Origin of the sequence: Mesorhizobium sp. M7A.F.Ca.CA.004.06.1.1 (assembly GCF_003999135.1) — a bacterium.
Lineage (GTDB): Bacteria > Pseudomonadota > Alphaproteobacteria > Rhizobiales > Rhizobiaceae > Mesorhizobium.
In genome coordinates this window covers 45,823-65,515 of sequence record NZ_RZPQ01000001.1, presented here as the reverse complement: position 1 = coordinate 65,515, position 19,693 = coordinate 45,823, and the positions used below count along the sequence as shown (strand labels likewise).

Below are 19,693 nucleotides of genomic sequence, written 5' to 3'. Positions count from 1 at the left end.
CCATGGACGGGAGCTATTTCAGTTCGTCCTGGTATCGCGTTGCGCAATTGAAGCCGCGGCTGCGAAGCCAGGTGAGCATCCACCGCACGATCTTTCGCAACCAGGTCTGGTATGTGATGCAGGATCGGACCTCTGGCCGCTTCCATCGCTTCACGCCGGAGGCCTATTTCATCATCAGCCTGATGACGGGCCGACGTACCATGCAAGACGTGTGGGACAACGCCTGCGAACACCTCGACGAAAAGGTCATTACGCAAGACGCGGTGATCCGTCTTTTGGGGCAGCTTCACGCAGCGGATGTGCTGTTCGGCGACATTCCGCCCGACATCGAGGAAATCGCCGACCGCGCCAGCAAGCAGCACAACCGCAAGCTTCTGTCGAAATTCGCCAATCCGCTGGCTATCCGCGTCGGGCTGTTCGATCCGAACGAGTTCCTGAACGCGACCTATCCGCTGGTGCGGCCGTTCCTGTCCTGGTTCGGCGGCGTCGCCTTCCTCGCGCTGGTTGCCTATTCGATCTTCCTTGCCGCGATGAACTGGCAGGCGCTGACCGGCGATGTAACCGACCGGGTTCTGTCGGCCGAGAATATCGTGCTGATCCTGATCGCCTATCCCTTCATCAAGGCTTTGCATGAGCTGGGGCATGCCTTCGCCGTCAAACGTTGGGGCGGCGAGGTGCACGAGATCGGCGTGATGCTGCTCGTGTTCATGCCGGTGCCCTATGTCGACGCGTCGGAGAGCCTGGCATTCCGGGACAAATGGCAGCGCGCCCTGGTGGGTGCGGCAGGCATTATCGTCGAGGGGCTGTTAGCCTGTCTGGCGCTGATCGTCTGGCTGAACGCCGAGGCCGGACTGGTGCGCGCCTTCGCATTCAACGTGATGCTCATCGGCGGCGTCTCGACCTTGCTGTTCAACGGCAATCCACTGCTGCGCTTCGACGGCTATTACGTTCTGAGCGATATTCTCGAGATACCGAACCTTGGTCAGCGGGCGACCAAATATCTCGGCTATCTGGTGCAGCATTATCTGTTCGGCATCGAAAGCGCCGAAACGCCGGCGACCGCGCAGGGCGAAGAGTTCTGGCTGTTCAGCTACGGCGTCACGTCATTCTTCTACCGGATCGGCGTCATGGTGGCGATCGTCACGTTGGTCAGCCAGCGTTACTTTGTCGTCGGCATGATGATGGCTGGGTGGGCGCTGGTGCTGATGGTTGGCGTGCCGCTGGCGCGCCAATTGTGGTTTCTGTTCACGAGCCCATCCCTGAGAAAAACGAGGGGGAGGGCCTTCGCCGTCGTTGCAGCCAGCCTCGCACTGGTAGCCTCGCCGTTCTTTGTCATCCCGCTGCCTTACGCGACCGCCGCGCAAGGCGTCGTATGGCTGCCGGGCGACGGAGTCGTCAATGCCGGTGTCGATGGCGTGGTGGCGGAAATTGTCGCGACGCCCGGCGCCAGGATCGAGCGAGGCGACCCGATCCTGCGGCTGGAAGACCCGTTGCTGGAAGCGCGGACCGTCCTCTTGGATTTGAGGGTTGGGGAGCTTGAGCGCCGCCTCGAAAAACTCGATGTCTCGGAAAAGGTCAACGCCAAAGTGGTGGCCGAAGAACTCAGGCTGGCACGCGCCGACCTTGTCATCGCACGCGACCGTGCCGAAGCGCTGACGGTACGGGCGCAGGCAAGCGGAACTCTGATCGTTCCTTCGGCAAATGATCTCGAGGGCAAGTTCGTGCGCCGTGGCGAGACGCTGGCCTATGTGACGCGGTTCGACCAGCCGACACTGCGCGCCGTGATCCCGGAGCGACGCCGACCACCATCACCGCCACCATGGTCAGGTCGATGCCGCGCCCGACGACGATGAACCCCATGCCGACGGCCAGCGTGCCGAGGATCGAGACATTCTTGAGAATGGCAAGGATGTTGCCCTGGCTCAGGAAATTGTTGAGCGTCGCCGAGAACACCAGGAACAGGACGGCCGAGATCGCGCCGACGACGAGTTCCTGGGACATTTTGATGCCCAAGCGCGCGGTGTCGGATTTGCCCGAACCAGCCAAGTCAGACCCTCCCTCGCTGCCGGTTTGAACCAGCGGCGTGCCAAAGCGGCCTTGCCCAGGGGCTTTGCCGCGACGACGTTTCCTCCACAGCCCTAAGCCGGCTGCTTGCGTAAAGACCATCGCGACTCAGGGCGGCAGGGGCAATTTCGATTTTCTGATGCGCTGTGCAGTTCGTCAGTGTGGAGAAAGAGGATGAGGAGTCGTCGGTTGTGTCCTCTGCCGGATTCACCTGCCGCAAAGCTCAGCCCGATGCCGGTAGCGTGCCGCGATCCCGTGACGGTACTTTCTTGAGTGACGGGAGTGTCTGGCCCGGCAGTCAAGCGGCTCTGCTTCCCCAGGTTCCGTCCTATAGGCCGTTTCCCTCGATCATCGCCATCAGGCAATCGCCAGATTGTGTGCCGCTGATGCCCAGATCACGCGCGCTGTTCATGTGGTTTCGGTCATTCAGGCGGAGGTCGCAGACAAGGTGCCCCTGCGCGCGCAAGCGCTTTCCGAAGTCGGCGGCCTGCTGGTGAAAAGGTGACGTTTCCTGATCTCCCACGAGAATGGTCGCTGCCGTCTCCGGGTCATGCCACCGCGTCATTGGGGTGAAGGCAGCTGCCTCCTCATCGGTGATTCCGATTAGCGGCTGAAGGAAGGACGTCTGAAGGGGCTTGAGGTCGTAAAGGCCGCCTAGCAGCAGCGCCGCACGTATGCGCGATGGCATTGGCGTCTTTTCGAACAGGAATGTGGCCAGGTGTGCGCCCGCCGAATGACCACTTACGCTTAGCCGGGCAGGGTCACCGCCATGGGCGGCTATATTGTCCAGCACCCATTGTTTGGCACGTCGGACCTGGTCGACGATTGCCGCCATCCTGACTTCGGGCATCAGCGCATAGTCGACGATGACCGCGATCGCCCCAGCTTTGGTGACTGTGTTCGCTACATAAGAATAGTCGCTCCTGGAGAACATGCGCCAGTAGCCGCCATGGATGAAGATGTGCACGGGAAGATCCCTGCGCGCGCCGGGCGGAAAGAAGAGGTCCAACCTTTCGGCCTTGCCCTCGCCATAGGCGATATCAGCCGACATCGGCAGGGTCGCCCGGGTTTCGGCGCTGCGGCTTACTATGTCGGCCACGATATCGTCAAAGTCGGCCACATGGTCGCGCGTGCGGAAAGGGTCGTTTGACATGACTGCCGGTTCAGAAGGTGACGGCAATATATTTAGCCTCCATGAACTCGGCGATGCCGTGGTGCTGGCCGCCTTCGCGGCCAAGGCCGCTCTGCTTGACGCCTCCGAATGGTGCGGCCGGATCCGACATCAGTCCTCGGTTGAGACCGATCATGCCGGCCTCGATCCCGGACGCCACCCGCATGCCGCGTCCAATATCGCGTGTGTATATATAAGCGGCCAGGCCATATTCCGTGTTGTTAGCATGTGCGATCGCCTCGGCCTCGGTGTCGAAGCGTGTGATGGGTGCCACCGGGCCGAAAATCTCCTCGTGCGCCATCTCCGCATCGGGCGGCACATCGGACAGCACTGTGGGCGGATAGAAGAACCCTTCTTCCTCCGAAATCGCCCCGCCGCAAAGCACCTTGGCCCCCCGGCCCACGGCGTCCTTGACCAGGCGGTCGATCTTGTCGACAGCCTTTCTGGTGATCATCGGCCCGCATTCTGTGTCTGCATTCGGTCCCGCTCCCACCTTAAGTGCCGCCATACGCTTGCGGAGCCCGTCGGCAAAAGCATCATAAATTCCCGATTGTACATAGAGGCGATTGGCGGCGGTGCAGGCTTCGCCGGCGTTGCGCATTTTGGCGATCATCGCGCCGTCGAGGGCGGCGTCGAGTTCGGCATCGTCGAAGACGACAAACGGGGCATTGCCGCCGAGTTCCATCGAACACGAAATGACATGCTTTGAAGCCTCGCCGAGCAAGGTTCGGCCGACACCCGTCGACCCCGTGAAGGACAGCTTCCTGACGCGCGGATCGGCGAGCATGGCCGAAGTAAGCGGCCCGGGACTGGTCGTGGTCAGCACGTTGACGACACCGGCAGGCACGCCGGCTTCGCTGTAGAGTGCCGCCAGCGCATAGGCCGTCAGCGGTGTTTCACTTGCCGGCTTCAGGACGACAGTGCAGCCTGCCGCCAGCGCCGGCGCGATCTTGCGGGTCGCCATAGCGGCCGGAAAATTCCACGGTGTGATCAGCACGCAAATTCCGATCGGCTCATAATCGACCACGATGCGATTGCTGCCGGAGGGCGCGGTGCCGAACTCACCGGTGATGCGGACCGCTTCCTCAGCATTCCAACGGAAGAACTCGGCGGCGTACGCCACTTCGCCGCGCGCGTCGCGCAACGCCTTGCCGTTCTCCAGCGAGATCAGCATGGCAAGCGTTTCCGAGCGTTCGACCATCAGTTCGAAACAACGCCTGAGGATTTCCGAGCGTTTGCGCGGCGCCGTCTCCCGCCATCCTTTGGCCGCCTTGGCCGCCGCCTCGACGGCGGCGGTGGCGTCCTCGACCGTCGCATCGGGAACTGCCGCGATCACCGCCCCGGAGGAGGGATCGACGACATCGATGAGCCGACCGTCGGAGGACGGCCGCCAAGTGCCGTCGATGTAAAGTCCGTGCGAAAAACCGCGCACGTCATAGCCATCCTGGTCGAGTTGCTGAGCCTTCAAATTCATCGCTTTGTTCCGTTTTTCACATAACGCAGGCGGCGAGGTCGCCGTCATGGGCAGCCTGGACGAGGCGTCGCATCGTGCCGAGATCGAAGGCACGCGGATTGTTCTTGATCAGGCGGTCGATGCCGAGCGCTTGCTCGGCTGTCCAGTCAAGCTTATCGGCGGGGAGGCCTAAATCCGCCAGTGTCGGCGTAATACCGATCGCCGCGAACAATCGCCTGATCTCCTCGATTGTGGCGGCTGCCATCTCGGCGGCGGTTCTGGCCTTGGTCTCCAAGCCAAGTGCCGCGCCGATCTCTGCCATCTCGTGAGCGGCGACGCGGCTGTTATAGGTCATCACGTAAGGCATCATTGTCGCCACGCCCAAACCATGGGCGGTGTGGGTGAGGGCGCCTGCCGGGTATTGCACGGCATGCGCCGCCGCCGTGCCGGCGGTGCCGAATGCGCAGCCCGCCGCGAGCGCGCCCATCATGACATCGGCGCGCGCGTCGGCATCGGTGCCGTCGCTGCAGGCTTTCTCCAGGCTCCGACCAAGCAGTTTTATGGCGAGCAACGCGAAATGGTCGGTCAGCGCAGTCTTGCCGATGAAGACATGCTGTTGCGGCAGATTGGGGTCTTCACCGCGCCGCATGGCGGTGAAGGCCTCGATCGCATGGGTCAGCGCGTCAGCGCCGGCGATCGCGGTCAGGCCAGGCGGACAGGTCATTGTCAACTCGGGATCGCACAGAGCGACGGCGGCGATAAGGTGAGGGCTCGATATGCCCACCTTGAGCGTCCGGTCCGGGTCGGAAATCACCGCGACCGGCGTCACCTCGGAGCCGGTGCCGGCCGTGGTGGGCACGGCGATCAGCGGCAGTGTCGGACCCGGCACCTTGAACTCCCCGTAATAGTCCTGGAGCTTGCCGCCATGGCTGAGAAGCAGGGTGGTGCATTTGGCGAAATCGAGACAGCTGCCGCCGCCGATGCCGATCACAATGTCCGGTCTGAACCCCTTCGCTTCCTCGACACAGATGCCGACCGTGTCGCGTGGCACGTCGGGCAGAACATGATCATGCACCAGAACCTCGATCGAGGCTGACTGAAGGGACTTGATGATGTCGGCGAATACCATTGTGCCCGCGAAACGCTCATCGGTGCAGACCAGCGCGCGTCGGCCGAACCGGGCGGCGACCGTCGGCAGCACATGGCGCTGCCCTTTCCCGAACAGGATTTCACGCGGCAACCGCAGGGCGGCGAAGAGGGTCATGATCGGTCCTTTGACGGCGGCTGACTGGAAACGGAGGCATTGAACTGGGCTTGGATCGGACGGTCTAAGAGCGTGTCTCTCGCCCCTACAAAATATCCGCTTTAAAATCGTATAGGATATAGGATTGCATCGACGGAACCATCGTGTTAGCAGTCCTCACTGTCAAGAGGCAAAATATGCAGACCGCAAACTTACCCGACCCAAGCGACGCCACCATTGGAGCTGGTCGCATCCAGCGCGCCAACAGTCTCGTCGAAGATGTCTATGAAGCCATCTTCGCGCAGTTGATGGCGCTGAAAATCCCGCCAGGCTCACGCATTACAGTCGATAGCCTGGTCAAGGAATTCAACGTCTCGCACACGCCGATCCGCGAAGCCCTTGGCCGGCTCGAAGGCGAAGGCCTCGTGCTCAAGACGCATTTGATCGGTTATCGTGCCGCACCCCAGATCACCCGGCGCCGTTTCGACGAATTGTACGAAATGCGTCTGCTGCTCGAACCGCACGGCGCCGCGAAGGCCGCCGCAATGATGGACGAGGCCAAGTTCAATGTGTTGCTCGAAGCCGCCGGCGTGATGTCACGCCGCGAAGGCAAGGATGATCGCGTACGCTATTCGAACTTCGCCAGGCAGGATGCGATCTTCCACGACAAGATCTTGGAGTTTTCTCAAAACGAACTCATCCGCGAGACGTTGAGCCACCAGCACACGCACTTCCACATCTTCCGCCTGATGTTTCATGCACGTGTGACCGAAGAGGCACTTGACGAACACGAGGCGATTCTTGCCGCGTTCGGCTCTGCCGATCCCGATGCCGCCGCAAAGGCGATGCGCATCCATATAGAGCACTCGCGCGATCGCCTGCTCCCGGCATTCGATTGAGGTCGGAACGGATGTCCATTGCCGCGAATATCGCCGGGGAGGGCGGGAGCACGTTGTCCAGCAATGCGCATGGTTCGCTCGAACCGGTGCTGCGCGCCCAGCAATTGTCCAAGCAATACGGCCCGGTGACGGTGTTGTCGGACATCACCCTAGACGTCCTGCCCGGTGAGATCCACGCCATCATTGGCGAGAACGGTGCCGGCAAGTCGACGTTGATGCGGCTGCTGTCCGGCTATGTCGAGCCAAGCCACGGCACATTGTCGATGAACGGACATGCGGTGAAATTTGCCAAGCCCAGCCAGGCACAGGATGCCGGTATCGCTTTGGTTCACCAGGAGATCCTGCTCGCCGAGGGGCTCACGGTCACCGACAATCTGTTTCTCGGGCGAGAGCTTTCGCGTGGCCTTGTCGTGGATGACCGCACCATGCGCCGGCTGGCGGCCGAGAAACTGGAGCAGATCGGCTGCGCGGTCTCGCCAAGGGCACTGGTGCGCGACGTCTCGCTGGCAGACCGGCAGATGGTGCAGATCGCTCGCGCTCTGCTTGACGACTATAAATTGGTTATCTTCGACGAGCCGACCGCCGTTCTGACCGGTGGCGAGGTCGAGCGCCTGCTGGAGATCGTCCTGCGACTGAAGGCTCACGGCATCGCCGTGCTGTATATCAGCCACCGGTTGGACGAGGTGCAACGGGTGGCCGACAAGGTGACCGTTCTGCGCGACGGCAAGATGGTCGGCATCTATCCCGGCAAGACGCTGAGCCAGATGGATATGGCGCGGCTGATGGTCGGTCGCGAACTGGCCGCACTCTATCCTGAAAGGACCGCAGCGCCTTCGGATGTACCGATGCTGAGCGTGAGGAACGCCTCCGTTCCCGGCTATGCGGAGGACGTGTCGTTCACGGTCCACAAAGGCGAGATCCTCGGGTTCGCCGGCATGGTCGGCGCTGGCCGAACCGAACTCTTCGAGGGCATTATCGGCCTGCGCCCGGCGGCCGCCAAGGTCGAACTTGAGGGCAAGTCGATCCATTTCCAATCGCCGCGCGCGGCGATCGACGCCGGCGTCGGTTACCTGACCGAGGATCGCAAGGGCAAGGGACTGCTGCTGCAGGAGCGCTTGGCGCCTAACCTGACGCTGTCGGCGCTCGGTGTGTTCCATCCCGGCCTCTCGATGGGTCGGCGCCGCGAAGCGGAGGCCCTGGAACAGGCCGTGGAGGCATATGACATCAGGCTGAAGAGCCTCGGCGCCAAAGCGGGCCAGCTTTCCGGGGGCAATCAGCAGAAGCTGCTGCTGGCGAAGGTGCTGCTGACCGATCCTTCGGTGGTCATTATCGACGAGCCCACGCGTGGCATCGACATCGCCAACAAGGCGCAGATCTATGCCTTCATCCAGGAGCTTGTGGCGAAGGGCAAGGCCTGCATCGTCATCTCTTCGGAGATGCAGGAATTGATCGGCATCTGCGACCGCATCCTGGTGATGCGCGAAGGCCGCATCACCGGCGAGGTCAGCGGCGCCGAAATGACCGAAAGCAACGTGGCGGTACTGGCGACCAGTGGCCCCAAGCCAGGGCCAAAAGCCAAGGGAGGCACAGAATGGCTGTCATGACCGAATCCGCACCCGGGCGTCGCGCCCTGGATCTCAATGTCAGTTGGACCGACGTCGGACCCTTCCTTGCGCTGGCGGCCCTCCTGGTCGTGGGTTACCTCATCAACCCCGATTTCCTGTCCGCCACCAATCTCGCCAACGTCATCACTCGCAGCGCCTTCATCGCCATTATCGCGGTCGGCGCGACATTTGTGATCTCGTCCGGCGGGCTCGATCTTTCCGTCGGCTCGATGGCCGCCTTCATCACCGGCATCACCATCATGTTCATGAACACGGTGGCGCCGCATGCCGGTATCTGGGCTATTCCCGCCGGCATGGCGGTGGCGATCCTGGTCGGCCTGCTGTGCGGGCTTGCCAACGGCCTCATCGTCACGGTCGGCAGGATCGAACCGTTTATCGCAACGCTGGGCACGATGGGGATTTTCCGGGCGCTGATAACCTATCTGACCGACGGCGGCACGATACCAATCGACCGATCGCTGCGCGAGGCCTACCGGCCTGTCTATTTCGGCACGGTTGCCGGCATCCCGGTTCCAATCCTCATATCCATCGCCGTCGCCGCGGTCGCATCCTTCATCCTGTACAAGATGAAATACGGCCGCAAATGCGCGGCGGTCGGCGCCAATGAGGATGTCGCCCGTTATTCCGGCATCTCGGTGATCAGGACACGGACCGTCGCCTATATCGTCCAGGGTGTCTGCGTGGCCATTGCCGCGATCTGCTACGTGCCGCGCCTGGGCGCCGCAACGCCGACGACCGGACAGCTTTGGGAACTGCAGGTCATCACCGCAGTGGTAATCGGCGGCACCGCGCTGCGCGGCGGCAAGGGCCATGTGTGGGGAACAGTCGCCGGCGCCGTCATCCTGGAGCTCATCGCCAACCTCATGGTGCTGTCGGACTTCGTCTCCGAATACCTCGTCGCCGCTGTTCAGGGCGTCATCATCATCATCGCCATGCTCATCCAGCGGTTTTCGAATTCGAAATAGCGCCGCGTCCGGACCACGCGGATCAACGTTCTTGTAGGTCCAAGGGAGAAGACAATGTTCAGTAGAAAATGGATTGCGGCGGCGACACTTGGCGCGCTGCTGCTGGCCGGCCAGGCCATGGCGCAAGACACGAAGGTCATCGCGGTGTCGATACCGGCAGCCGACCACGGTTGGACGGCGGGCATCGTCTATCACGCACAAGCGGCGGCCAAGGAAATCAATGCCGCGTTCCCGAACGTCGAAGTGGTCGTGAAGACGTCGCCGTCCGCGGCGGAGCAGGTCAGCGCGCTTGAGGACCTGTCGGCCAGCCGCAAGCTGGACGCTTTGGTGATCCTGCCTTACAGCTCGGAAGAGCTGACTCAGCCGGTCAAGGCTATCAAGGACATGGGCACGTTCATCACCGTCGTCGATCGCGGTCTGACTGACGCCTCCGTCCAGGATCTTTACCTCGCCGGCGACAATATCGCGGTTGGCACCAACACAGCCAAGTTCATGATCGACAAGCTCGGCGGCAAGGGCGACGTCGTTGTGCTGCGCGGCATTCCGACCGTCATCGACGACGAGCGCATCAAGGGCTTCCAGGACACGATCAAGGGTACGAACCTGAAAGTCCTCGACATCCAGTACGCGCATTGGAACAGCGACGAGGCCTTCAAGCTGATGCAGGACTATTTGGCCAAGTACCCGCATATCGATGCGGTCTGGGCCAATGACGACGACATGCTGCTTGGCGTGCTCGAGGCGGTCAAGCAATCGGGCCGGACCGATATCAAGCTGGCGCTCGGTGGCAACGGCATGAAGGACATCGTCAAGAAGGTGATCGACGGCGACGCCATGACGCCGGTCGAGACGCCATATCCGCCGTCGATGATCAAGACCGCGATCTACATGACCGTCGCCAACCTGATCGGCCAGGCACCCGTCCGTGGCACCGTCAAGCTCGACGCGCCGTTGATCACCCAAGCCAACGCCAAGGAATACTATTTCCCTGACTCGCCATTCTAACCCTATCCGATTTCACCGAAAGGCAGGGCGCGGTCTGCGCCTTGCCTAGCTCAAACACTGAGAGGAAGAGCCATGCCAGGCAAAAAGATACTGATGCTGACCGGTGAGTTCACCGAAGAATACGAAATCTTTGTCTATCAGCAAGCCATGGAAGCCGTCGGCCACACCATCCACGTGGTATGCCCGGACAAGAACGCCGGAGATCTGATCAAGACCTCGCTGCACGACTTCGAGGGCGACCAGACCTACACCGAAAAGCTCGGCCACTATGCGCTGATCAACAAGACTTTCTCGGAAGCTGAGAGGCAGCTCGATCAATATCATGCCGTCTACTGCGCGGGCGGCCGCGGCCCGGAATACATCCGCACCGACAAGCGCGTGCAGGCGATCGTGCGCCATTTCCACGAGGCCAAGAAGCCGATCTTCACCATCTGCCACGGTGTGCAGATCCTGATCGCTGTCGACGGCGTGGTGCGTGGCAAGAAGGTCGCAGCACTCGGCGCCTGCGAGCCTGAAGTGACACTGGCGGGTGGCACCTATATCGACCTGTCGCCGACCGAGGCCTATGTGGACGGGACAATGGTTTCTGCCAAAGGCTGGACGGCGCTTGCTGCGTTCATCCGCGAATGTTTGAAGGTGCTGGGAACGGAAATCCGCCACGCGTAAGCTTCTGGAACCGACGCATTCCCCAAGGGATGCGTCGGTTCTCTTCAATAGCGCCTCCATATCCATATCAATTCGGTCGGGATCGCGGCTGTCGAGCGCACCGGTATAGGCGAGATGCTCAAGGAGTGCCGCCTGGTTGCGCTGCTTTCGTCCTTCTTGTGCTGGCGCGCGGCGCTGTTTCGGCGTCCGGATTAGAGGTCGTGTCGTCGACCGTGCGGCCCGTCGTCGCCCCAAGCGATCACGCTCGGTGCCGAGGTCCGGTGACAAGTTCCCACAAAACCTTCTGACGACCGTTCGATCGGCGCTCAGGCGCGACGTCACCATGAAAGCGGGATGCGCCTGAGTTCAGGCCTGCGTCAGTCAAGCTGGCATCGCGGGCAAATGGTCTCCCGGCGTCCGGGTTGGTCATCGGCCTGACGAAAAGAACGGCGTCTAGGAACGATTCCGGCCGGCTGCCGTTGCCTAACATTAGATATCTCTTATGGAAGTTGCGAAAATGCCGCTGTGTCAGAATCTATGCCCTCTTGAAATGACGTTCAAATGCCCGCGTTGCGGATTGGCTTTGCTGAAACCCGGGCGCTGGTTTCAGGTTGCATCCAAATATCGCTGCGAGGGGTGTCACAGCGAAATCCGGATTACTTATCCCGACAAGATTGCACTGTTCCAGAAGTATGCGGCGCAGCGCGAGGGTCCACCTCCGCCAAAGTATAGCTCAGTCCTGACCAAGTCATTCAGCGGCTAGGCCATGGTCCTGCCAGGGCGGCGGGGCGACTGAACGCTGACTGCCGGCGGCAGGGTTGCCTATTGCATGGAACGAAATCCGTTCCCTGCGGTTGGAAGGTCATGCCTCCAGCTACACGCAATTGAACCGGCCATGCCCTGCAGTCAGGAGCAGTGATGCAAACATACCTGGTAGAGCAAATGGAAGGGGACGACGTGGTTGCGGCGAGTAATGTCAATGCGTCCAGCCCGTTCACGGCGGCGACTATATCAACAGGACGCCAGGTTACCCTGAGGACATGGGAAAACAACTGGGTTCGTGTCACGGATGAGCTTGGAGGGGAAGTATTCGCATACTGCTTCGTTTCAGGCACTGGCGAAGCGGACCGCAGCGCACAGCCCGACACTTCGGTAAGGTAGCACAGCCGAGCGAGCGCAGGCTGGCATGCTCAACTTCGAACGATTTAAGCGATCAAGACCGCCTCGCGCATCATCCGAATGATTGATGAAAAGATCATGCCGCGGGGCGATAAGCGGCAACAATCCTAGCGTGGGGCCCTTATGTCTCTGGCGCATTTAGAATCTTCGAGGGCGATTCAAACGGTGCAGACTGACTACCAAGCGGTGGTCTCTTGTCGATGGTCAAAAGTTCCCGATCATGCTCTTGACGAGGGCGGGCCCGTTCTACGTCTGCATCAACGGATGGGAACTGGCTTCGTCGATATTCCGGTCTTTGATCACCTGAGGGAAATCGCCGGGCGTTATTCCGAAAAATTAGCCGCCAGCGACGGCACCAACCGACTGACCTATTCCGAGCTTTTTCGGGCGGTCGAGGCCTTGGCCAGCCGGATTGAAGCCGTCGTCCCCGACGGAAATGCGGTTGGAATACTTCAGGCCAACTCGGTCTGGTACACCGTTGCGATGCTGGCCAGCATGGCATCCGGTCGACCGTCGGTGCCGCTTAACGTGCGAGATCCGGACTCGCGCATCAACGAAATCGTCGCCGACGCGAGGCTCTCCGCCATAATTGGCGACAAAGGCCTCCACGGCCTTGATCTGCCCCAGCACGTTGCCCGGATCGAGATAGCGCAATCGTTGCAGGCAACGCTTCGTCCAGCTGGACACCGTACCGTTTCTGTCGATGCACCGGCAATCGTGCTTTATACCTCCGGCAGCACGGGCCGCCCCAAGGGAATTGTCAACAGCCAGCGGAGCTTGCTGTGCCGGGTGCAGCAATATGTCGACGCGTGCCACATCAATGCGCAGGATGTTTTCTTGCCCATGACCGGCCCGGCAACCATCGCCGGTTGTCGGGAAATACTTGCCGCTCTTCTTACGGGTGCTACGTTGCAGCTTGTGGAGGTCGAAGCCGTCGGCCTACGCGCGGTTCGCGGCCGCATGCAATCGGAAGGCGTGACGATCACCTATCTGGTGCCGGCATTGCTTCGCGCTCTCCTGGCGGATGAGCCCGCGGACGCCTTTGGTTCACTCAGGGTTGCCCGAATTGGAGGCGAGAAGGTGTCCTCGACCGACATCCGCCTGGTGCGCAAGGCTGTCCCGCCAACTTGCCTGGTGCAGATCGGCTATTCATCGACGGAAACGACTGGATCGCAGTGGTTCTTGCCGCACGATTGGCCGGAATTCGATTCCTCAGCTCCCGTCGGTTGGCTGCTTCCGGGTATCAGCTTCGCAGTGGTCGATGAAGAGGGTTACCCGGTTCAGCCCGGCAAGATCGGAGAACTGTTGATCAGAAGCCCGTATGTCGCACTCGGATATTGGGAAAATGGGGCAGTCGTTCCGTTTGAAATAGATCCCGACGACCAGACGCTTCGTATCTTTGCGACGGGCGATCTTGTGCAAATTGGGAGTGATGGCCTGTTGCGGATCATCGGTCGCAAAGGGCGCCAGATAAAGGTCAATGGGCGGCGCGTTGAGCCGGCCGAACTCGAACGGGTTCTGCGTGGCGCGCCGTCGGTGAAGGATGCCGTGGTTATCGTCACCCCGGCGAATGAACTGGTTGCGTTCGCCGTCCCGCACGGCGGGGCGGGAGCCAGTTTTTGCGACGAGCTGCGCCAACTTGCCAGGACAAAATTGCCGCCGGCGCTTTGCCCGCTGCGGCTCCATGCAAGCGCCGAGATACCGCGACTGGCCAGCGGAAAGATCGATATGGCAATGCTGGCTGCAATCGACCTTTCGGTTCGGGAAACAACGCCCCCACCGCAAATCCCCCATGCGGGAAATGAAGTTCCGGCTCATCAGATCGTACGGCGTGCCTGGACCAAGGTCCTCAAGACGCGGGTCGCCCTGGGCTGCTGGGATGAAGCGGGGGGAGATTCGCTGAAGCTGCTGCATTGCGTGATGGAAATCGAAAGCGCGATCGGGCAGGAGCTCGGATTGGAAGCCTTCACGGTTGGAATGAGCTTCGATGAGATGGTTGCAGCGGTCATTTCCGCTCAAGGAGGCGGCGAGCACGCGCCTGCCTGGAAACACGAGCCTCCACTGCTTTTCCTTTTCCCCGGTTCGGTCGGCTATGGTCCGAGCCTTGCTTCGTTCGCATCGGCAATAAGCAAGGTCGCCAGGGTGTCTCCCATCAGATATCCGGCCCTGGGCATGATCCTGCAAGGTCAGAACACTGTCGCCGCAATGGTCGAAGCTGCAATCGATCATATCAACCGCGTGCAGCCTACCGGCTGTGTTCGCCTGCTTGGCCACTCGCTCGGAGGAGCGGTCGCTTTTGAGGTTGCCGCGCGTCTGCTTGATCAAGGGCGAGCGGTAGCGTTCACGGGCATTCTGGATACCAGTCTGGTTGGCGAGCGCAGCAAGCGTTGGGAGACCATTACCCGGACATTTCACCGGATCCGAACCAATCGTATATCGGCTAGTCGGGTGGCGTGCCGCGCGCTTGCCAAGGTCGCGGTCAAAATGCACTGCGAATCCCGGCTTGCCAGCTTCCTCGACCGCTATGCCGAGGGTCAGTTCAACCCGACGAGCTTCAGAACCAAACTGGAACTGCAGGAGGTTCTGCGGGCGCGCGCCTTCTTCCGATGGCTGGCAGAACCCAGGCCGATACTGCCGATCACCGGCACCTTGTTCCGTTGCGCGCGGCCCGGAATGCCGCTTGCACTCGGGTGGGACCGGGCATTCGTCCATCTGGACGTCATTCCGATCGCCGGCACTCACATCGACATGGTCGTGGAGCCCCATCTGACCATCAATCGCCCGCTCATCGAAAACGCTGTGACCGAGACCTACTCTTCAGTCGAGTCACGCCAACAGGAGGCAGTGTCATCGACCTGATCGGGGAATTCAGCAGCGATGTGTTGGCGCTCGATGCCCGGCTGGAGATCGATCGCATCGTCGAGACTTTGCGCGAGCAGGTTCTCGGCACACAACGGCGTCGCGGAGTGGTCGTCGGGCTCTCCGGAGGCATCGACAGTTCGGTCGTCGCAACGCTGTGCGCACGGGCGTTCGGGAAGGACAAGGTGCTCGGCCTGTTCATGCCGGAGCGCCATTCGTCAGGCGACTCGTTGAGGCTTGGCCGCAGTGTCGCCGGGCAGCTTGGCATCGACACAATCCTTGAAGATATCGAGCCGGCGCTTGAAGGCATCGGCGCATACGCCCGACAGATCGAGGCCATCCGAACTGCCGTCCCTGGATATGGCGAAGGCTGGAAATGCAAGCTGGTCATGGCATCGGTGCTGGAGAGCAGCGGCCTCAATATCACGCGCCTTACGGTCGAGGATCCGCACGGAAAGATCGACACCGTGCGTCTGTCGCCGGCGGCTTACCTGCAGATCGTCGCTGCCACCAACTACAAGCAGCGGGTTCGCAAGATGACCGAGTATTATCATGCGGACCGCCTCAACTATGCAGTGGCAGGCACGCCAAACCGGCTCGAATATGACCAGGGCTTCTTCGTCAAACAGGGCGACGGCATCGCCGATGTGATGCCTATCGTCCATCTCTACAAGACCCAGGTTTACCAGCTGGCGGAGTATCTCGGTATTGACAATGAGGTCCGAACAAGGCCGCCGACCACGGACACGTTTTCCATGGCGCAAACCCAGGAGGAGTTCTACTTCGCTTTGCCCTATCAGTTGATGGATTTGTGCCTCTATGGCATGAATCACGGAATTTCGGCCGGCGTGGTTGCCGCCGCCGCTGGCCTCACCGCCGAGCAGGTCGAGAAGGTCTATAAGGATATCGTCAGCAAACGCCGCGCCGCCCGCTATCTTCACGCACGGCCGCAGCTGCCCGCTGCGATGGACAGGGATTGACCCATGTGCGGCATCGCCGGAATTGTGGCGCTGAACGCGGCTGCGGAGCCTCCTTCACGAGCCGCGCTTCTACGAATGGCAGCCGCGCTCTCCCATCGAGGTCCGGACGAAAGCGGCCTTTACCGCGACAGGCGAGCGGGGCTGGCGCATACCCGCCTGTCGGTCATCGATCTCTCGACCGGACAGCAGCCTCTCGCCGACACAGGCAATACCACCTGGATCGTCTTCAACGGCGAGATCTTCAATTACGTCGAGCTGCGTGACCAACTCATAGCCCTGGGACATCGTTTCCGCACCCGCAGCGATACGGAGGTCGTCGTGCATGCCTACCGCGCCTGGGGTGTGGGCGCGTTCGAGCGGCTGAACGGGCAATGGGCACTCGCCATTTGGGACTCGCTGATAGGCCGCCTCGTCCTGTCGCGCGATCGGTTCGGCATCTGCCCGCTGCATTTGTGCGAACACGCTGGCCGCCTGCATTTCGCCAGCGAAGTTAAGGCCATCTTCGCAGCCGACCCGGCGATACCGCGGGCCTTCGATCCGGCGGGGGTCGACCAGACTTTCACGCTGTGGACGGTCGTACCGCCGCAAGGCGTATTTCAGGGGATACAGGAACTTACCCCCGGCCATGTCCGCATCTATGACAATGGCAGCGTTCGTGAGCACGCTTTCTGGAAACCTTGCTATCCCGAGAGCGAGGACCTGGCCCATGGCACCTTCAGGGGCTCGCTGGAGGATGCGGTGGACGAAGTGCGCGGCGCCTTGCAGGCCGCGACGGCGCTTAGAATGGTCAAGGCGGACGTGCCGGTCGGCTGCTACCTTTCCGGCGGGCTCGACAGCTCACTTGTCGCCATGCTCGGGAGGCGCTTCGCCGGCGCGCCGCTCCAGACTTTCTCGTTGCGTTTTGCTGACGCCGAATATGATGAAACCCGTTACCAGCGGCTGGTTGCCGGTGCGAGCGGCGGCGAGCACCACGAGGTGATGGTTTCGCGCGGTGACATCGCCGACATCTTCCCGGATGTGATCCGTCATGCCGAGCGTCCGATTCTCAGGACCGCGCCGGCGCCGTTGTTCCTTCTCTCGAGGCTGGTGCGCGAACATGGCATCAAGGTCGTGCTGACCGGCGAGGGGGCCGACGAGATGTTCGCCGGCTACGACCTGTTCCGTGAAGGCAAGGTCCGCCGCTTCTGGGGGCGGCAGCCCGCATCCGCCCGACGCGCGCGACTGCTGGAACGCCTCTACCCCTATCTGAGCCGCTCGCCGGTCAAGCAGCAGGCGATGGCGCGCCAGTTCTTCGGACACGGTATCCATGCATTTGGCGCGCCCGGCTTCGCGCATGACACCCGCTGGCGCACCACCAGCGCCATCAAACGGCTGTTCTCGGCCGACATGCATGCCGAAGCGGCGCGCCACGACGCAGTGGCGGACCTGCTCTGCCGTCTGCCCGAAGAGTTTCCACGATGGGGTCCTCTCGCGCAGGACCAGTATCTTGAGATCAGGACGCTGATGTCGGGCTACCTGCTCTCCTCTCAGGGTGACAGGATGCTGATGGCCCACTCCGTCGAGGGGCGCTTCCCGTTCCTGGACGACAGGCTCGTGACCTTGGCGAATTCGCTACCGGCCGACTACAAGCTGCGCATTCTGGATGAGAAACACGTGCTGAAGCGTGTGGCGAAATCGATCGTCCCCGCGGAAGTCGTGGCCCGCAAGAAGCAGCCCTACCGGGCGCCCAACGCACTTTGCTTCATGGGCGATAGCGCACCCGCCTATGTCCGCGAAGCACTCTCTGAGACTGCCCTGCGCGCGGCGAATGTCTTTGATCCGAACTCGGTCGCGCGCCTGCTGGGCAAATGCGCTGCCAAGACCGGCGATGGCGATCTGTCCAACTCGGACAATATGGCGTTGGTCGGCGTGCTGTCGACGCAGCTCCTCCATCAGCAGTTTGTCGCAAGCCGTCCATCAAGCGGGCGTGCGGTCGACCTCAGGATAGATGTCGATCGCCTGCACAGGGAAGAGGTGCTGGTATGATGCATGGCGCCGTCCCTCTGCTGCACGACTACCTCAGCCATTCGGCCGGCCGGCTCGGCGACAAGGTGGCGCTGGTGTGCGGCGGGCACCGGCTCGCCTATGATGAGCTTGAGACACGTTCCAACGCGGTCGCCCATCATCTCGTCACGTCCGGGGTCGCCCCCGGTGACCGCGTCATGATCTTCGCCGACAACACCGTCGAGACCGTGGTCAGCTTCTGGGCGGTTCTCAAGGCGAGCGCCGTCGTGTGCGTCGTCAATCCGCTCACCAAGAGCGACAAGCTGGGGTATTTGCTCAACGATTGCCTGCCGGCGGCATTGATCACCGACAAACATTTGCAGCCGATCTTTACTGAACCGGCGCGTAACTGTCCGTCGCTGCGGCGGCTCATCGTCTCCGGTTCGGTGGACGTCGCCGAGCTCCGGGGATTGCCGCATGCCGTGCGCTGGGATGAGGCGGCTGCCGGCCACGGCAAAGCGCCGGCCCGCCGCCGCATCGATATCGATCTCGCAGCCATCATCTACACGTCGGGCTCGACCGGCGAACCCAAAGGCGTGATGCTGACGCACAGGAACATGATGGCAGCCTGCACGTCGATTGCCTCGTACCTCGAACTTGGCGAAGACGATGTGATCCTCAATGTCTTGCCCCTGGCCTTCGACTACGGCCTCTATCAGATGATAATGGCATTCCGTACCGGGGCGCGCTTGGTCCTCGAGCGCTCGTTTGCCTTCCCCGCACAGATACTTGCGATCATCGAAAGGGAGAGAGTTACAGGCTTTCCCGGCGTGCCAACCATCTTTGCCGCGCTGTCGGATCTCAAGACGCTGAAGGCAGATGATTTTGCAAGCATAAGGTATGTCACGAACACTGCCGCGGCACTGCCGCTCAAGCACATTCGCCTGCTCCAGGAACTGTTTGCCGATGCTCGCATCTATTCGATGTACGGCCTGACCGAATGCAAACGCTGCACTTATCTTCCGCCGGAAGATCTTGCGCGAAAACCGTTGAGCGTGGGGATCGCCATCCCGAACACCGAAATGTGGATTGTCGATGAGGATGACCGAAGGGTCGGTCCCAATGTCGTCGGCCAGCTGGTCATTCGCGGGGCAACGGTCATGAAGGGCTACTGGGGTAAGCCGGAGGCTACCGCGAGGAAGCTCAAGCCTGGCCCTTTGCCCGGCGAGCAGGTTCTGTACACCGGCGACTACTGCCGAATGGACGAGGAAGGGTACCTCTATTTTGTCGGCCGCAGCGATGAGATCATAAAATCGCGGGGAGAAAAGGTAGCGCCCAGGGAAGTCGAAAACGTGCTGATGGAAATCCCGGGAGTACGGGAAGCCGCGGTCGTTGGAGTTCCCGACGACCTGCTAGGGCAAGCAGTGAAAGCGTTTGTCGTCATGGAGCAAGGAACGATCATGGGCGAAAAGCAGCTGCGGATGGAATGTCAGAAGCGGCTGGAAAACTTCATGATTCCGAAGTCCATCCAGATTGTGTCCAGTCTACCGATGACGGACACGGGCAAGCTCAAGAAAATAGCGCTTTCATAAAGCGACACCTGGAAATCATTTGGATCGGAG

13 protein-coding genes are annotated in these 19,693 nt (G+C 61.3%); 10 read left to right on the top strand and 3 right to left on the bottom strand.

Features of this window, described 5'->3' with window-relative positions:
- Positions 1–2: 2 nt before the first annotated feature.
- A complete protein-coding gene (locus EN906_RS00280; protein WP_127269818.1) occupies positions 3–1,853 on the top strand; it encodes a peptidase M50 in 1,851 nt (616 codons plus the stop codon).
- A 539-nt stretch (positions 1,854–2,392) separates the two neighbouring features.
- Here EN906_RS00280 and EN906_RS00270 read toward each other — a convergent pair.
- Genes EN906_RS00270 through EN906_RS00260 form a run of 3 tightly spaced genes read right to left on the bottom strand, consistent with a single transcriptional unit; the run spans position 2,393 to position 5,952 of the window.
- Entirely contained in the window at positions 2,393–3,217 is an 825-nt protein-coding gene (locus tag EN906_RS00270) for an alpha/beta hydrolase (RefSeq protein ID WP_164748775.1), read from the bottom strand.
- A 10-nt stretch (positions 3,218–3,227) separates the two neighbouring features.
- The gene (locus tag EN906_RS00265; protein ID WP_127267876.1) at positions 3,228–4,709 is read right to left on the bottom strand and encodes an NAD-dependent succinate-semialdehyde dehydrogenase; all 1,482 of its coding nucleotides are present in this window, start codon (positions 4,707–4,709) and stop codon (positions 3,228–3,230) included.
- A 16-nt stretch (positions 4,710–4,725) separates the two neighbouring features.
- Positions 4,726–5,952, bottom strand: coding sequence for an iron-containing alcohol dehydrogenase (locus EN906_RS00260; protein ID WP_127267875.1), 1,227 nt, complete (start codon positions 5,950–5,952; stop codon positions 4,726–4,728).
- 176 nt (positions 5,953–6,128) lie between these two features.
- Between EN906_RS00260 and EN906_RS00255 the strand changes: the two genes are divergently transcribed.
- The 9 genes from EN906_RS00255 to EN906_RS00205 all read left to right on the top strand — a co-directional run bounded on the left by EN906_RS00255 (position 6,129) and on the right by EN906_RS00205 (position 19,663).
- Positions 6,129–6,830 (top strand): GntR family transcriptional regulator, encoded by a 702-nt coding sequence (locus EN906_RS00255; protein ID WP_127267874.1) that lies wholly within the window; start codon positions 6,129–6,131, stop codon positions 6,828–6,830.
- Between the two features lie 11 nt (positions 6,831–6,841).
- The gene (locus EN906_RS00250) at positions 6,842–8,434 is read left to right on the top strand and encodes a sugar ABC transporter ATP-binding protein (protein ID WP_127267873.1); all 1,593 of its coding nucleotides are present in this window, start codon (positions 6,842–6,844) and stop codon (positions 8,432–8,434) included.
- Complete coding sequence (locus tag EN906_RS00245; RefSeq protein ID WP_236383218.1) at positions 8,431–9,420, top strand: ABC transporter permease; 990 nt, start codon at positions 8,431–8,433, stop codon at positions 9,418–9,420. Before EN906_RS00250 ends, EN906_RS00245 begins: the two co-directional genes overlap by 4 nt.
- Before the next feature lie 54 nt (positions 9,421–9,474).
- Positions 9,475–10,425, top strand: coding sequence for a substrate-binding domain-containing protein (locus EN906_RS00240; protein WP_127267871.1), 951 nt, complete (start codon positions 9,475–9,477; stop codon positions 10,423–10,425).
- Positions 10,426–10,497: 72 nt separating this feature from the next.
- Positions 10,498–11,091, top strand: coding sequence for a DJ-1/PfpI family protein (locus EN906_RS00235; RefSeq protein WP_013533129.1), 594 nt, complete (start codon positions 10,498–10,500; stop codon positions 11,089–11,091).
- A gap of 1,323 nt (positions 11,092–12,414) precedes the next feature.
- Positions 12,415–15,108 (top strand): AMP-binding protein, encoded by a 2,694-nt coding sequence (locus tag EN906_RS00220; RefSeq protein WP_306663764.1) that lies wholly within the window; start codon positions 12,415–12,417, stop codon positions 15,106–15,108.
- Positions 15,105–16,088: an NAD(+) synthase gene (nadE, locus tag EN906_RS00215; protein ID WP_256754971.1), complete on the top strand. Its 984-nt coding sequence runs from the start codon at positions 15,105–15,107 to the stop codon at positions 16,086–16,088. The genes EN906_RS00220 and nadE overlap by 4 nt, the downstream gene beginning before the upstream one ends.
- Positions 16,089–16,091: 3 nt before the next feature.
- Positions 16,092–18,113 (top strand): asparagine synthase (glutamine-hydrolyzing), encoded by a 2,022-nt coding sequence (asnB, locus tag EN906_RS00210; RefSeq protein ID WP_127267488.1) that lies wholly within the window; start codon positions 16,092–16,094, stop codon positions 18,111–18,113.
- Positions 18,110–19,663, top strand: coding sequence for an AMP-binding protein (locus tag EN906_RS00205; RefSeq protein ID WP_164748773.1), 1,554 nt, complete (start codon positions 18,110–18,112; stop codon positions 19,661–19,663). The genes asnB and EN906_RS00205 overlap by 4 nt, the downstream gene beginning before the upstream one ends.
- Positions 19,664–19,693 lie beyond the last annotated feature (30 nt).

Bases quoted from the DNA above. Each gene is read 5' to 3' on its own strand.
- EN906_RS00280 (WP_127269818.1), top strand. From the start codon at position 3: ATGGACGGGAGCTATTTCAGTTCGTCCTGGTATCGCGTTGCGCAATTG.
- EN906_RS00270 (WP_164748775.1), bottom strand. From the start codon at position 3,217: ATGTCAAACGACCCTTTCCGCACGCGCGACCATGTGGCCGACTTTGAC.
- EN906_RS00265 (WP_127267876.1), bottom strand. From the start codon at position 4,709: ATGAATTTGAAGGCTCAGCAACTCGACCAGGATGGCTATGACGTGCGC.
- EN906_RS00260 (WP_127267875.1), bottom strand. From the start codon at position 5,952: ATGACCCTCTTCGCCGCCCTGCGGTTGCCGCGTGAAATCCTGTTCGGG.
- EN906_RS00255 (WP_127267874.1), top strand. From the start codon at position 6,129: ATGCAGACCGCAAACTTACCCGACCCAAGCGACGCCACCATTGGAGCT.
- EN906_RS00250 (WP_127267873.1), top strand. From the start codon at position 6,842: ATGTCCATTGCCGCGAATATCGCCGGGGAGGGCGGGAGCACGTTGTCC.
- EN906_RS00245 (WP_236383218.1), top strand. From the start codon at position 8,431: ATGACCGAATCCGCACCCGGGCGTCGCGCCCTGGATCTCAATGTCAGT.
- EN906_RS00240 (WP_127267871.1), top strand. From the start codon at position 9,475: ATGTTCAGTAGAAAATGGATTGCGGCGGCGACACTTGGCGCGCTGCTG.
- EN906_RS00235 (WP_013533129.1), top strand. From the start codon at position 10,498: ATGCCAGGCAAAAAGATACTGATGCTGACCGGTGAGTTCACCGAAGAA.
- asnB (WP_127267488.1), top strand. From the start codon at position 16,092: ATGTGCGGCATCGCCGGAATTGTGGCGCTGAACGCGGCTGCGGAGCCT.
- EN906_RS00205 (WP_164748773.1), top strand. From the start codon at position 18,110: ATGATGCATGGCGCCGTCCCTCTGCTGCACGACTACCTCAGCCATTCG.